Origin of the sequence: Actinomycetospora chlora, assembly GCF_039542135.1 — a bacterium.
Classification (GTDB): Bacteria; Actinomycetota; Actinomycetes; order Mycobacteriales; family Pseudonocardiaceae; genus Actinomycetospora; species Actinomycetospora chlora.
Genome location: NZ_BAABHO010000016.1, coordinates 23,506 through 37,637 on the forward strand (window position 1 = coordinate 23,506; position 14,132 = coordinate 37,637).

General features: G+C 74.3%; 16 protein-coding genes. 8 read left to right on the forward strand and 8 right to left on the reverse strand.

Annotated elements, in window-relative coordinates:
• Window positions 1-8 precede the first annotated feature (8 nt).
• From ABD994_RS11965 to ABD994_RS11990, 6 genes are all read right to left on the reverse strand, one after another.
• Window positions 9-197, reverse strand: a complete 189-nt coding sequence (locus tag ABD994_RS11965; RefSeq protein ID WP_345414468.1) for a hypothetical protein — start codon at window positions 195-197, stop codon at window positions 9-11.
• A 151-nt stretch (window positions 198-348) separates the two neighbouring features.
• Entirely contained in the window at window positions 349-819 is a 471-nt protein-coding gene (locus ABD994_RS11970; RefSeq protein ID WP_345414470.1) for a hypothetical protein, read from the reverse strand.
• A gap of 16 nt (window positions 820-835) precedes the next feature.
• Window positions 836-2,089, reverse strand: coding sequence for a formamidase (fmdA, locus tag ABD994_RS11975; RefSeq protein ID WP_345414472.1), 1,254 nt, complete (start codon window positions 2,087-2,089; stop codon window positions 836-838).
• 34 nt (window positions 2,090-2,123) lie between these two features.
• Window positions 2,124-2,759 (reverse strand): AmiS/UreI family transporter, encoded by a 636-nt coding sequence (locus ABD994_RS11980; RefSeq protein ID WP_345414474.1) that lies wholly within the window; start codon window positions 2,757-2,759, stop codon window positions 2,124-2,126.
• A 108-nt stretch (window positions 2,760-2,867) separates the two neighbouring features.
• A complete protein-coding gene (locus tag ABD994_RS11985; protein WP_345414476.1) occupies window positions 2,868-3,149 on the reverse strand; it encodes an FmdB family zinc ribbon protein in 282 nt (93 codons plus the stop codon).
• A gap of 118 nt (window positions 3,150-3,267) precedes the next feature.
• Window positions 3,268-4,353, reverse strand: a complete 1,086-nt coding sequence (locus ABD994_RS11990) for a substrate-binding domain-containing protein (protein ID WP_345414478.1) — start codon at window positions 4,351-4,353, stop codon at window positions 3,268-3,270.
• 124 nt (window positions 4,354-4,477) lie between these two features.
• Here ABD994_RS11990 and ABD994_RS11995 point away from each other — a divergent pair, with 124 nt between their 5' ends.
• A complete protein-coding gene (locus ABD994_RS11995) occupies window positions 4,478-4,954 on the forward strand; it encodes a MarR family winged helix-turn-helix transcriptional regulator (RefSeq protein ID WP_345414480.1) in 477 nt (158 codons plus the stop codon).
• A 3-nt stretch (window positions 4,955-4,957) separates the two neighbouring features.
• On the opposite strand, the gene ABD994_RS12000 is transcribed toward ABD994_RS11995, so the two are convergent.
• Complete coding sequence (locus ABD994_RS12000; protein WP_345414482.1) at window positions 4,958-5,620, reverse strand: NADPH-dependent F420 reductase; 663 nt, start codon at window positions 5,618-5,620, stop codon at window positions 4,958-4,960.
• Window positions 5,621-6,004: 384 nt separating this feature from the next.
• On the opposite strand from ABD994_RS12000, the gene ABD994_RS12005 reads away from it, so the two are divergent.
• From ABD994_RS12005 to ABD994_RS12035, 7 genes are all read left to right on the forward strand, one after another.
• Complete coding sequence (locus tag ABD994_RS12005) at window positions 6,005-8,035, forward strand: DEAD/DEAH box helicase (RefSeq protein WP_345414484.1); 2,031 nt, start codon at window positions 6,005-6,007, stop codon at window positions 8,033-8,035.
• Window positions 8,036-8,163: 128 nt separating this feature from the next.
• Complete coding sequence (locus ABD994_RS12010; RefSeq protein ID WP_345414486.1) at window positions 8,164-10,080, forward strand: LuxR C-terminal-related transcriptional regulator; 1,917 nt, start codon at window positions 8,164-8,166, stop codon at window positions 10,078-10,080.
• An 81-nt stretch (window positions 10,081-10,161) separates the two neighbouring features.
• Window positions 10,162-10,503: a hypothetical protein gene (locus ABD994_RS12015; protein ID WP_345414488.1), complete on the forward strand. Its 342-nt coding sequence runs from the start codon at window positions 10,162-10,164 to the stop codon at window positions 10,501-10,503.
• A complete protein-coding gene (locus ABD994_RS12020; protein WP_345414490.1) occupies window positions 10,500-10,802 on the forward strand; it encodes a hypothetical protein in 303 nt (100 codons plus the stop codon). The genes ABD994_RS12015 and ABD994_RS12020 overlap by 4 nt, the downstream gene beginning before the upstream one ends.
• A gap of 38 nt (window positions 10,803-10,840) precedes the next feature.
• Window positions 10,841-11,443 (forward strand): ribonuclease H family protein, encoded by a 603-nt coding sequence (locus ABD994_RS12025; RefSeq protein WP_345414656.1) that lies wholly within the window; start codon window positions 10,841-10,843, stop codon window positions 11,441-11,443.
• A gap of 32 nt (window positions 11,444-11,475) precedes the next feature.
• Complete coding sequence (locus ABD994_RS12030) at window positions 11,476-11,958, forward strand: cupin domain-containing protein (protein WP_345414492.1); 483 nt, start codon at window positions 11,476-11,478, stop codon at window positions 11,956-11,958.
• Between the two features lie 37 nt (window positions 11,959-11,995).
• Complete coding sequence (locus ABD994_RS12035; RefSeq protein ID WP_345414494.1) at window positions 11,996-12,451, forward strand: pyridoxamine 5'-phosphate oxidase family protein; 456 nt, start codon at window positions 11,996-11,998, stop codon at window positions 12,449-12,451.
• Between the two features lie 8 nt (window positions 12,452-12,459).
• Here the strand turns inward: ABD994_RS12035 and ABD994_RS12040 are convergent, their stop codons facing one another.
• On the reverse strand, window positions 12,460-14,058 hold the full coding sequence (locus ABD994_RS12040; protein WP_345414496.1) for an AMP-binding protein: 1,599 nt from the start codon (window positions 14,056-14,058) through the stop codon (window positions 12,460-12,462).
• Between the last annotated feature and the right edge of the window lie 74 nt (window positions 14,059-14,132).

Here is a 14,132-nt window from a genome sequence, read left to right on the forward strand (position 1 = left end):
CGACCCGATCAGGCCGTGCCCGGCGCCGGGTCGGCCGGGCCGGGGCGGCTCACGCGCGAGAAGGCCACGGAGAGCGCCACGGCGATCAGCCACAGCACCTGCACGGCCGTGGGTGTGGACAGGGCCAGGATGCCCGTCGCGATCACGAGCATGGCGCCGCGCTCACCGCTCGTGAACGAGCTCGCCGCGGACGTCACGGCCCGCTCCGGACGGTGTGCTGAGCCTTCATGACGCGGTCCTCCCCGCCGCGGCACGGCGCGGCGCCCCTCCAGGGTGCGCCTCCGCGGCGTTCCGTGCGATGACTGCCACGAGAACGATGCCGCGACGACCAGGCCCGGTCCCCGGAGGTCAGGCGCGGACGCCCCGCAGCCCCACGGCGCCGCGCAGGCCGACGCACCCCACGCAGCCGACGCAGTCGACGCAGTCCACGCACCCGACGCACGCGACGCAGCGGACGCAGTCGACGCACGCCAGGGTCGCCGCGCAGCGCCGCAGGCCGACGCCGAGCAGCGTCAGGACGCTGCCGACGATCCCCGCGCTGCCCGCCGTGCCGGCACTGCCCGCCACCGCGACGCTGCCCGCGGTGGCGGCGCTCCCGGCGACCGCGGCGCTCCCGGCCGTCGCGACGCTGCCCGCGACGGCGACGCTGCCGACGGTGGCCGCGCTGCGGACCACGCCGACGCTGCCCGCCGTGCGCGTGCTGCCCGCCACCGCGATGCTGCTCGACGTCCCCGTGCTCCCGGCGACGGCGACACTGTCCTCGCTCCCGACACTGCCGGCCGAGGCGATCGCCCCGGCCGGCGGCTGCTCCTCGGCCATGGTCTCCGAGCCTGCCTCAGGCGCTGGCCTTCGGCACCCCCATGCCGGGGTCGATCCGTGCCGGACCGTCCTTGCCGGGCTTGACGTCGAAGTCGAAGATCCCGGTCGGGAGGTAGACCGTCGAGCAGGAGTTCGGGATGTCGACCACCCCGGACAGCCGGCCCTCGATGGGCGCCGCGCCCAGGATCATGTAGGCCTGGATGGCGGAGTAGCCGAAGGTCGTCAGGTAGTCGATCGCGTGCAGGCACGCCCGCTGGTACGACAGGTGCGAGTCGAGGTAGCGCTGCTCGCCGTCGAGGGTCACCGACGTCCCGGAGAAGGCGATCCACTCGCTGTACTGCGGGTCGGTGTTGCCCGGGATGAAGATCGCGTTCTCGGAGACGCCGTAGGTCTGCATGCCGCCCTTGATGAGGTCGACGTGCAGGTCGATGAAGCCGCCCATCTCGATGGCGCCGCAGAAGGTGATCTCGCCGTCGCCCTGGGAGAAGTGCAGGTCGCCCATCGAGAGGTTCGCGCCGTCGACGAACACGGGGTAGAAGACGCGGCTGCCCTTGGTGAAGTTCTTGATGTCCTGGTTGCCGCCGTTCTCGCGCGGCGGCGCGGTGCGGGCGGCCTCGTTGCGGGCACGCTCGAAATCGTCGCCGGAGAGCGACCCGAGGATCGCCGAGTCCGGCTGGGGCGGCAGGGCCAGCGGCGGCACCGCCTGGGGGTTCGTGTCGATCAGCGCCTGCTCGCGGGCGTTCCACTTCCCCAGCAGGTCGTGCGACGGCGCGGTGCCCATGAGTCCCGGGTGGACGATGCCGGTGAACTCGACGTGCGGGACGTGGCGCGAGGTCGCCTTGCCGCCGCGGAAGTCCCAGATGACCTTGTAGGCGTCCGGGAAGTGGTCGGTGAGGAAGCCGCCGCCGTTCCGCTTGGCGAACACGCCGGTGTAGCCCCAGCCCTGCCCGGCCAGCGGCCCGGAGTCCTCCTGCGGGATGGGTCCGACGTCGAGGATGTCGACCATCAACAGGTCGCCGGGCTGCGCCCCCTCCACCGCGATCGGGCCGGAGAGCACGTGCACGGAGTTCAGCGGGGCGTTGAGGATGTCGTCGGCCGAGTCGTCGTTGACGATGGCGCCGTCGAACCACTCGCGGCAGTCGACGCGGAACACGTCGCCCGGCTTGACGTGCACCTGGGCGGGCACGTCGGGGTGCCAGCGGTTGTGCCCGACGATCTGCTGGTCGGTGAACTTCTTGCTGCTGTCGAGCGGGAACACCTTGCGCGGCATCGGTTCTCTCCCTGGGGTGTGCGGGTCGGACTTCTCAGGCGGCGGCGTGCTCGCCGGCGGGCGCGGGCGCGGCGGTCGTGGGCTGCCGCCGGGCCCACGGGACGAGGGCGAGGAAGACGACGACGCCGAAGATCGCGAGGCCGATCGCGAGCGGGACGCCGATGCGAGCGTAGACGCCCGTGAGCAGCAGGAAGGCGGGAATCCACGCGGTCACCCACCCCTGGATCGCACACACCGCGCCGGTGTAGCGGCCGATCCCCTCGCGCCGGCGGCCCAGGAGGACGAAGAACAGGGTCCAGAGGAACGCCCAGTACAGCCAGATCACCCCGAAGGCGGGGTCGGCGAACCGCGTGAAGTTCAGCGCCGAGAACACCAGCGCGGTGATGGCCACGAACAGGCAGAAGTAGCCGAGCCCGGTGCCGTCGAGGTCCCACGTCAGGTTCACCGCGACGTAGAGGTAGGTGAACGAGAAGAGGAACAGCCCGGAGGCCGCGAGGATCGTGTTCGCATCGCCGTTCGCGGTGAAGATCAGGTAGAGCGGCGTGATGATCTGCAGGCCGCCGACGAAGAAGTTCATCGGTGCGGCCGACCGGGCGTCGATCCACCCCAGCAACATGACGCCGTTGATGAACAGCACGGCGCCCACGAAGAGCAGGCCGACGCTAGCCACGGGGCGGCGCCGATCGGGTCAGCGACATGGGACTCCCCCATCGAGGGTGCGGGCAGGACGGGATGACCGGGCCGGCGGGTGCCGGTCGGGCGAGAGGTGCGGCCGTGCTCAGGGACGTGGCAGCCGGGCGGTCCGCGGGTCGGGACGGGGCGCCGGCCGGGCCGGCCGGGGCGGGGGCGCGGTGACCACCGCGGGCTCGGTGCGCGACGCCTCGGCGCGGTCGATGGCCGCGACGCGCGCGCGGTCGCCGAGGGCGAGCCGCGGCGCCGTGATCATCTTGCGGGCGTCGCCGCCGCACGTCGGGCAGGCGAGCACCGGCGGCGCGGCCCCGAGGGGACGCACGACGTCGACGGCTCCGTCCTCGCCGCACCGGTAGGCGTACACGGGCATCGGGCGACTCCCCTCACCGCGAGGTATTGCGGCTTGGAAATGATTTCCTTGGAAACTAGCGAGCGGCTCGCTGCCCGTCAACGGGGGTCACGCGCGGTCGGCGCGGGACCGCGCACGGTCACAATTGCTGGACGACGTCCCAGCTCAGGCCGTCGGCGACGGCCAGGAACACCCGTTGCCGCAGGTGCCGGTCGCGGAGCTCGACGGTGCCCCGCGGGCTCTCGTAGGCCAGGCCGTCGGCCACCGACATCATCGCCGGCACCTCGGTCGACCCGGCCCGCCGCATGAGCTCGGTCAGCAGCCGGACGCCCTCGTAGCAGGACTCCCCCAGGCTGTTGAGCACCGGCGCGTCGTCGCCGAACTCGCGGAAGTAGGTGGCGGCGAACTCCAGCCCGGAGCTGGTCGCGAGGTCCTCGAAGTAACCGGCCGACGTCATCAGGCCTCGGGTGCACTCGGCGCCCGAGGCGAGCAGCACGTTCTCCTCGATGAGGGAGCTGAAGCGCAGCACGTCCCGGTCGAGACCGGACGCCGCGAAGGCGCGGTTGAACGCGACGGCGTCGTCGCCGATGAGCAGCATGAGCACGGCGTCGCAGCCGCTGGCCTCGACGCGGTGCACCGCGGCGGAGAAGTCGGCCGTCCCGAGCGGGACGAACACCTCGTCGCAGATCGTCCCGCCGTTGCGGCGCAGGTAGCGCGCGGCCGACGCGGCCGAGCGTCGCGGCCAGACGTAGTCGTCGCCGACGATCGTCCAGCGCCGGACCCCGGCCGTGTGCGCGAACCAGTCCAGGGTCGGTCCGAGCTGGAGGTCCGGCGTCTCGCCGGTGAGGAACAGCCCCGGGCGGTGCTCGCCCCCCTCGTAGAGCGCCGTGTACGCGTACGGGACGCGGCCGTCGATGCGGGGGGCGACGGCCTCGCGGACCGCCGAGATGTGCCAGCCCGTCACGGCCTGGACCGCGCCGGCGCTGACCAGGGCGTCCACCTCGATCGCGACCTCCGCCGGGCTGCGGCCGCCGTCGACCGGCACGAGGTTGAGCTCCCGGCCGAGGACGCCCCCCTGGGCGTTGATCTCCTGGGCGGCGAGCGCGGCGCAGCTCTCGCAGGAGGGTCCGAAGATCCCGGCGGGCCCCTGGAGCGGGATCACGAGGGCCATGTCGAGGACGTCGCGCCCGTGTGCCCGTCCCGCGCGGGGCAGCGGCTCGGCCATGGGTCGACGCTAGCGACCACGCCCCGCCGCGGTGCTGCTCCGATCGTACGAGTCGTCCGCGGTCGCGGGAGCCGCGCGCCACGACACCGTCCTGCCGCGCGCGGTCCTGGCTACCATCGTCGGCGTGCCGGCCGACGCGGAGCAGTCACCGCGAGACGGCGACGAGGCGCTGCGGCTCCTGTCGCTCGTCGAGCGGACCCTGACCGCGCGGCTGGAGGAGGCGCTGCGCGGCTGCGGGTCGAGCCTGGACCAGTGGCGGATCCTGCGCCTCCTCGCCGACCGGGGCGGCTGCCCGATGACGACGGTGGCCGAGCACGTGATGCTCCTGGCGCCCAAGCTCAGCAAGCTCGTCGACCGCATGGTGTCGGCGAACCTCGTGCTGCGCCGCCGCGACCACACCGACCGGCGGCGGGTCCTCGTGGTGATCTCCCCCCGCGGCCGCCAGGCGCTCGCGGAGTGGGACGAGGCGACCGCCGAGGTCCGCGGGCAGTTCCGGGAACTGCTCGGCCCCGACGCCGGGTCGTTCGAGGCCTTGCTGCGGCGCCTGCAGGACGGCCTGGACCCCGTCCCGGCGGAGCCCACGGCCGCCGTGCCGAGCTGAGCGTCAGGCCGCGCTGAACGCCTCCGGGCGCTCCCGCGACGCCTCGGCCAGGGCCGTCCGCACGCCGTCGGCGGCGTAGTCCTTGCCGTAGACCGGCGAGCCCGGCTGCTGGCGCCAGGACTCCTCGAGCGGGCCGGCGTCCACCGGGTCGAAGCCCAGCTCGTCGACCAGGGCGAGGACGGTGTCCTTGGCCGGTCCGTCGGGGCCGGCGACCGGCAGGGCGATCCGGTCGGGCGTCCCGGCGGGCTTCCCGCGCTCGAGCAGGTGGGTCCAGTTGATGCCGTTGAACGCCTTGAACACCGGCACGCCGAGGTGCTCGGAGACCCACACGCTCTCCGGGGTGCCGGCCTCGAGCGCGTCGATCCGCCCGTCGCGCTGCTGGGGGTAGTAGTTGTTCGTCTCGATGACGGGGGCGCCGGGCCGCGCCGTCGCGACGATGCCCGGCGCGAGGTCGGGCGTCGCCTTCTGCGGGATGCTGACGATCACGACGTCCGCGTCGGCCGCCGCCTCGCTCGCCCACACGGCCGTCGCCCCGGTCTCCGCGGCCAGGTCCGCCAGCGTCCGTGGATCCCGGGAGTTGGCCACCCGGACCTCGTGCCCGAGGGCGGTGAGCCGCCGCGTCAACGTGCCGCCGATCTTGCCCGCCCCGATGATGCCGATGCGCATGTCGGCGCCAACCACGACCCCGCGACGCCTGTTCCGGCGAGGGCGGACCCCGCGCGTCGCGTCGCCGAACGGTCGGGGCACGGTAGGATGGAACACATCGGGCAGCGTCCGCGCTGTTCGGTGTGCGGGTCTCCGCGGTGGTCTCCTCGCCTTCCCACGGGCGACGCCGTCGGCCCGCCGCGGGCCACACCCGGTCCGCACCTGGTGGCGCCGACGCCGGCGGCCACCCGCAGCACGGTGCCCGTCCGAGCCGGACGGGCCTGCCGGAGGAGGTACATGGCTCGACGAGGCCGACCCCAGGACCGGGGTCGCCGTGGCGGCGCCCCCGGGCAGTCCGGGCAGCCCCCGCGGGGGCGCGGACGTCGTCGTGAGGACGTCACGTCGGTGCTCACCCAGAGCGTCGCGGAGATCCGGTCCGCCCTCGAGAAGGGCCGGATCACGTCCGCGACGCGCACGAAGTTCCAGGCCGTCGCGCTGATGCTGCGCGACGAGCGCGCCCGGGTGCGCGCGGACGAGGGCGCCGGCGAGCACCGCCGCGACGACCGTCTGCGGCGCCTGGACGACATCGCCACGTCGCTGGCGAAGACCGCGGTGCGCCACCCCGCGCTGCTCGCGCTGCTCGACGAGGACGCCGTCGTCTCCGACGACGCACGTGCCCTCGAGCGCGACCTGCAGCGGCGCGCGGGCCTGGAGGTGCACGTCGAGGAGCCGCCGCCGGTCGAGGAGATCCCCGACGCGCCGGCGAAGCCCGCCGTGGTGCCGCAGTCGGTGCGCTCCCGGCAGATGGCCAACCCGTTCCTCGCCCCCGACTTCTCGGCCGCGCGCCCGGCCGCCGCCCGCCCGACGCCGCTGTCGAGCTGGGAGCTGCTCGACCCGCTGCTGCGCTCCTTCGAGCGCGCCGGCGACGGGTCCGCGTCGATGGAGCTGCCGGAGCCGACGTCGCTGAAGGCGCCCGGCGGGCGCGAGCTCATGCCCCACCAGGCCCGGGTGGTCGCCGCCGCCGCCGACGGCCACCGCACGTTCCTGCTCGCCGACGAGCCCGGCCTGGGCAAGACCGCCCAGGCGCTGCTGGCCGCCGAGGCGGCCAAGGCGTACCCCCTGCTCGTCGTGGTGCCCAACGTCGTCAAGACCAACTGGGTCCGCGAGGCCGGGCTGTGGGCCCCGCGCCGCACCGCGACCCTCATCCAGGGCAACGGCGAGTCCGTCGACGGGTTCGCCGACATCGTCGTCGTCAACTACGAGGTGCTCGACCGGCACCTGGGGTGGCTGCGCGAGTTCGGGTTCCGCGGGATGGTGGTCGACGAGGCGCACTTCATCAAGAACAAGACCTCGCAGCGCTCGCAGCACGTGCTGGCGCTCTCCGAGCGCATCCGCTCGTTCACCGCGCAGCCGCTGCTCATGGCCCTCACCGGCACGCCGCTGATCAACGACATCGAGGACTTCCTGGCGATCTGGGAGTTCCTCGGCTGGATCGACGAGAAGCGGCCCCGCGCCGAGCTCATGGACGCCCTCACCGCGACCGGGCTGACCCCGGCCGACCCGGGCTTCTCCACGGCCGCACGCCGGTGCGTCGTCGACATGGGCATCGTCCGCCGCCGCAAGGTCGACGTGGCCGCCGACATCCCCGAGCGTCGCATCGCCGACCTGCCGGTGGAGCTGGACGGCCCGACCGGCCGCTCGATCCGGGCCGCCGAGCGCGACCTGGCCCGCCGGATGGTCGTCCGCTACCGCGACGCCCTCGCCGCGCGGGGCGCGGAGCCGACCGACGGCATCGACCGCGACCTCGTGGCCCGCGTCGCCACCTGGGAGCAGAAGGACGCGGCCGGCTCGAGCTCGGGCGACAACGTCTTCACGATGATGCGCCGCATCGGCCAGGCCAAGGCGACGCTCGCGGCCGACTACGCGGCACAGCTCGCCCGCAGCGCCGGCAAGGTCGTGTTCTTCGCCAAGCACGTCGACGTCATGGACGCCGCGGAGGAGACGTTCGCCAAGCAGGGCGTGCGGTACTCCTCGATCCGCGGCGACCAGACGCCCGGCGTGCGGCAGCGCAACATCGACGCCTTCGTCGAGGACCCGGGCGTCGGCGTCGTGGTCTGCTCGCTGACCGCGGCCGGCGTGGGCATCAACCTGCAGGTCGCGTCGAACGTCGTGCTGGCGGAGCTGCCGTGGACGGCGGCCGAGCAGACGCAGGCGATCGACCGCAGCCACCGCATCGGGCAGACGATGCCGGTCACGGCCTGGCGCATCCTCGCGGCGCAGACGATCGACACCAAGATCGCGGCCCTCATCGACGACAAGGCCGGTCTCGCGGCCGTGGCGCTCGACGGGTCCGACGAGGAGCTCGGGTCGTCCACCGACGCGCAGCACGCGGCGCTCGTCGCCCTGCTGACGGAGGCGCTCGAGACCGCCGACTAGGTCTCGCCGTCGGTCACCAGCGGCTCGGCCGAACGGGTTCCCTGCCTGGGCACGGACCGCAGCATGCTCGACACTGCGTGACGAATCGCCCGCGGCCACCGGGGCGGCACGGCTGTCGAGGTGATCCGATGACGGGCACGATCGGGGAACGCGTCACCGAGGACGCGACGCGCAGCTTCGTCGGACGGGAGGTGGAGCTCGCGTCCCTCGTGGGCGTCCTGGCCGGGTCGGAGCCGGCCTTCGTCGCCCACGTCCACGGGCCGGGCGGGATCGGCAAGACACGGCTGCTGCACGCCGCGATCGCCCAGGTCGGCGACGACGTGCGGGTGACGGTCCTCGAGGGCTGCGACGTCGAGCCCACGCCGCGCGGGTTCTGCACCGCGCTGGCGCGAGCGCTCGGGCTGGACGCGGGGTCCCCCGGCCCCGGCGACGACGCCGCCGGGCTGCTGCCGGCCGTCGCCGACGCGCTCGGTGCCGCACCACGGCACGTCGTGGCCGTCGACACCTACGAGGTGCTCGGGCTGCTCGACGCGTGGCTGCGCGTGACGCTGCTGCCCGCGCTCCCCAGCTCGGTGACCACGGTGCTCGTCGGGCGAGACCGTCCGGCGACCGCCTGGCACACCGCGCCCGGGTGGGCCGGCCACGTCGCCGAGCTGCGCCTGGGCCCGCTGGCCCCCGAGGACGCCCACGCCCTCCTGCGCTCGCGCGGGCTCGACGAGGCGACGGCGTGCCGGGCCGACGAGTTCGCCCGCGGCCACCCGCTCGCCCTCGAGCTCGCGGCCGCCGCCGCGCGCAACGGCGCCGGTGACGGGGTGGACGCGGTCTCGCCGGCGACGGCGGGCGGACCGGTCCCCCACGGCCTGCTCGCGACGTTCGTCGACTCCCTCGCCCCCGACACCGCCGTCGCCCTCGAGGCGGCGTCCACCACGCGGCGGATCACCGAGCCGCTCCTGGCCGCGATGCTGGGCGACGGCGCCCGCGGCGCCTACGACGACCTGCGCGGGCTGCCGTTCGTGGAGAGCGCCCCGGACGGGCTCGTGCTGCACGACGTCGTGCGGGACACCGTCGGCCACGAGCTCGCCGTCCGCGACCCGGAACTGCGGCGCCGCCACCGGCGCCGTGCCGCACGGTTCCTCGCGCAGCGGCGGCCCGCGCCCGGGGACGACCTCTGGCAGCGGACCGCGGATCTGATGTTCCTCATCGAGAACCCGGTCGTGCGGGACGCCTGCTTCCCCAGCGCCCGGCCGCTCCACGTGGTGGAGCCGGCCCGGCCCGGGGACGGCGCCGCGATCGCGGCGATCACGCGGGCCCACGAGCCCGCGCCCCTGGCCGACGCCCTGGACCGGTGGTGGACGGCCCACCCCGACACCTTCGCCGTCGCGCGCGACCCCGACGGCGAGGTCGCCGCGTTCGTGCAGATCGCCGAGCTCGGCGCCGTCGACCCCGGGCTGCTGGCCACCGACCCGGTCGCGGCGCGCTGGCTCGACCACCTGCGCGCCCACCCGCCCGCCGACGGTGAGCGAGTGCTGCTCATGCGGCGCTGGCTGGGGCGCGACACCGGGGAGCTGCGCTCCGTTCCGGTGTCGGCGTGCTGGCTCGACGTCAAGCGCACGTACATGAGCTGGCGCCCGGCGCTGCGGCGGCTGTACTCGGTGGTCGTCGACCTCGGCCGCCTCGGCCCGATCTTCCTGCCGCTCGGCTTCGCCCCGGCCGGCGCGCCGCTCGAGGTCGACGGGGTGCCCCACCAGCCGGTGTGGCTGGACTTCGGGCCGGACAGCGTCGACGGCTGGCTGGCCGGGCTCGTGGACACCGAGACCGACCGTACCGACGCGGGGGCGGCACCCGAGCGGCCGTGCGGGCTCTCCGACCGGGAACGGGAGGTCCTCGTGCTGATCGCCGACGGCCGCTCCAACCGCGACATCGGGACCAGTCTGTGCATCAGCGAGAAGACCGCCGGGCGGCACGTGTCGAACATCTTCGCCAAGCTCGAGGTGCACACCCGCGCGCAGGCCGTGCGCCTCGCCGCCGAGCACGGCCTGCTCTGACCCGCGTGGGGTGTCCGGGCCCCGCAGATGGGGTGTTCGCCCGATGCGGGCGGGAGCGCGCTGCTCCTAGCGTCGACGACCATGACCTCGACGATGGGCGGGACGGCGGGCGGTGAGCCGCCTCCCTGCGCCGCGCTCCTCGGCGAGGACCACTACCGGGCCGCGGCGGACCGGGCCCGGCTCCGCTACCCCGGGCCCCTCGGCGAGCTCCTGCACCGGGAGCTCTCGGCGTACGCCCGCCTCGGGCACCGCTTCGCGACCGACGGCGACGCCCTCATCCCGCACCTCACGACCCACGTCCTGGCGCTGCCCGGCTCGCCCACGGCGTGCGGCTGCCGTCTGCGCACCGAGCGCACCGGCCCGACGCTGTGGCCGACCCCGGCCGGCGCGGACATCCCCGCCACCCGGAAGGAACCAACATGATCGACATCGTGAGCCGCCTCCACGAGGTCAAGCAGAAGACGGCGTCCGCCGTGGCCGCCGTCGACGGCGACGGGGGCGCGTCACCGGTGCTCGTCGCCGTCGTGCGCGAGTTCGACGAGAAGGCCGCCAAGGCGACGGCCGCGTCGAACGGCACCGCCCGCGACGCCGTGATCGAGCTCGAGCAGGCCGCCGACAGTGCCCGCGTCGCCGCGACCGCCGACGCCGGGCTGGCGGCCGCCGCCCGCGAGTCCGTCGAGGACGCCCACCTGGCGATCTGCATCCTCAAGACCGAGGTGTGATCCGCCGGCACCGCCCGGATTAACCTGGCGCGGTGCCGATGACCGCGAAGTACGCCACGACGTGCGGGGTCTGCGGGTCGTCCGTGAGCCCCGGGGAGCAGATCGCGCGGTCGGGCGAGCGGTGGGCGCACGAGGCCTGCGCCGACGCACCCGCGGCGGCTCGCGCGAGCAAGCCGAAGAAGCCGGCTCGGCCGGACATGCCGGCCGCCGAGGGCGCCCTCGAGGTGTGGACCGACGGGGCCTGCTCCGGCAACCCCGGCCCCGGCGGCTGGGCGTGGGCGACCCGCGACGGCCGCCAGGACAGCGGCGGGGAGGCCGGCACGACCAACCAGCGCATGGAGATCCGTGCCGCGCTCGAGGCGGTGCGCGCGCTGGACGGCCCGCTCGTCGTCGTCAGCGACTCGACCTACGTCGTCAACTGCTTCCGCGACGGCTGGTGGAAGGGCTGGATCGCCCGCGGCTGGACCACGAGCGCGAAGAAGCCGGTGGTCAGCCGGGACCTCTGGGAGCCGCTGATCACGCTCGTCAACGACCGCGGCGACGTCTCCTTCCGCTGGACCAAGGGCCACTCCGGCGACGAGATGAACGACCTGGTCGACCGCCTCGCGGTCGAGCGGTCGAAGGCCGTGTCGGCGTCCTAGGCGGGCGTCGGTCAGTCGGGTAGGAAGGGTCCGTGTTCGACGGCGACGAGATCGTGCTCGGTGACCTCCCCAAGGGCATCATCCGGGTCGACGAGGCCCAGCAGCGACGGGTGTGGAACGTCCTGGGCCACACCTACTGGGCCAAGGCGATCGGCGAGCACAGCTTCGCCTTCGAGACCCTCGACCCGCCCGGTACCGGCGTGCCGCCGCACGTCCACCCCACGCAGGACGAGCACATCCACGTCAAGGCGGGCGTGTTCACGCTCTACCTGGACGGGCAGTGGGAGCAGGCGGGGCCGGGCGACACCGTGCTCATGCCCCGCGGGCTGCCGCACGCGTACTACAACCGCGGCGACGCCGACGCCCGCGCCCTGTTCTGGGTGAGCCCGTCGGGCCGGCTCGCCCAGCTGTTCGACCAGCTGCACGACCTGACCGACCCCGCGGAGGTCGTGCGGCAGTCCGCGCTGCACGACGTCGAGTTCCTCCCGCCGGGCTCGGTGCCCGGGGCGGACTAGGGGGTTCACTGTCGGGGGTCGGTGCCAGGATCGGCGCGTGACCACCTGGCAGGACGTCGAGCACGCGGCGCCCGAGCTGGCCCGCCGCGTGCGGGCGCTGTTCGAGGCGCACCGGCACCACACCCTCGCGACGCTGCGGGCCGACGGCGCCCCGCGCATCTCGGGCATCGAGACGTCGTTCGCGGACGGGCAGCTGACGTTCGGCTCGATGCCCGGCGCCCGCAAGGGCGCCGACCTCTCCCGCGACGCGCGCTTCGCCCTGCACAGCGCGACGGTCGACCCCGTCGAGGGGCAGGAGGCACGCTGGCCCGGCGAGGCCAAGATCGCCGGACGGGCTCTCGCCGCCGGCCCCGTCACCGAGGGGGCGGAGGGAGACCTGTTCCGGGTCGACGTCGCGGAGGTCGTGCACACCCACCTGAACCCGGAGGCGACGCGGCTCGTCGTCGAGTGGTGGACGCCGGCCGCCGGCCTGCGCGTCGTCGAGCGGGAGTAGGTCGACGCTCAGTCCTGCCGCAGCGCGCGACGCATGATCTTGCCGGTGGTGGTGCGGGGCAGCTCGTCGAGGAACTCGATCGCCGCCGGCACCTCGTGGGCGGCCAGCCGGGCGCGGACGTGGGCCCGCAGCTCGTCGGCGAGGTCGGCTGAAGGGGTCAGGCCGGGACGCAGCACGACGAAGGCCTTCGGCACCTGCCCGCGCCGCTCGTCCGGTACCCCGACCACGGCGGCCATGGCCACGGCCTCGTGCCCGCCGAGGCTCTGCTCGATCTCGCCGGGCCCGATCCGGTAGCCCGCGGAGTTGATGACGTCGTCCTTGCGGGACTCGAACCACACGTAGCCGTCGGCGTCCTGGCGGGCCAGGTCGCCGGTGAGCAGCCACTCGCCGTGGAACTTCTCCGCGGTCGCCGTCGGGTTGCGCCAGTACTCGAGCATCGTCGAGGGCGTGCGCCGGTCGAGCGCGAGCTCGCCGACGGCGTCGACGACGGGCTCGCCGTCGTCGCCGAGCACCACCGCGGTGAAGCCCGGCAGCGCCTTGCCCAGCGACCCGGGGCGCACCGGGTAGACCGAGGCGCAGTTGCCGATGCAGGCGTTGAGCTCGGTCTGCCCGTAGCCCTCGTTGACGGTCGCGCCGAAGAACTCCTCGCTCCACTTGAGCAGGTCGGCGCCCAGGGCCTCCCCGCCGGAGCCGACGGCCCGGAACGCGAACCCGCCGCCCTCGAGCCCGGACGCGCGGATCACCCGCAGCGCGGTGGCCGGCAGCAGCGTCAGCGTCACCGCGTACTCCCGCATGAGCCACACGGCGCGCTCGGCGGTGAACGCCGGCTCGCGGTCGACCACCACCGGCAGCCCGTGGAACCAGGCGGGCACGAGGATGTCCATGATCCCCGCGATCCACGCCCAGTCGGCAGGCGACCACAGCACGTCGTGGGGCTGCGGGTAGAACTCGTAGATCGCCTCGAACGCCGGCAGGTGCCCGAACACGATCCGGTGGGCGTGCAGCGCGCCCTTGGGGTCGCCGGTGGTGCCCGAGGTGTAGATCAGGAACGCCGGGTCCTCGGCCGCCGTGTCGACCGGGGTGAACTCCGGCGACGCCACGGCCAGGGCCTCCTCGTAGGAGTCACCGATCACCAGTAGCGGGACCCGGGCACCGCCGTCGTCGAGCGCCTCGCGGACGCGGTCCGCGTTGGCCGCGGCCGTCACCACGGCCTTCGCGCCCGCGTCGCGCAGCCGGAAGCGCAGCGCGTCCGGCCCGAACAGGGCCGAGAGCGGCAGCGCGATCGCGCCCATCCGGAACATCGCGACGAACGCCGTGCCGGTCTCGAAGGACGCCGGACTGACCAGCCCGACGACGTCGCCGCGTCCGATGCCGAGGTCGGCGAGTGCGTTGGCCAGCCGGTTCGACGCCTCGGTGAGCTCGCCGAACGTGTGGTCGCGGGCGCTGCGGTCGCGCTCGACGACGGTGAGCGCCCGCGCGGCCGGGTCCTGCCGATCGGCGCAGGCCACCCCCAGGTTGAACCGCTCGGGAATGTCCATGGTGGTGAAGTCGACCTGGCGCCGGAGCTCGTCGTAGCTCGACGCGGGGGTCAGCAGCGGGCGGTCCACGGCGCCTCCCAATGGTGGTGACGAGGCTCACACCCTAGGTTGCTCCGACGTGCTCCCGGTAGCTACTGCAGACC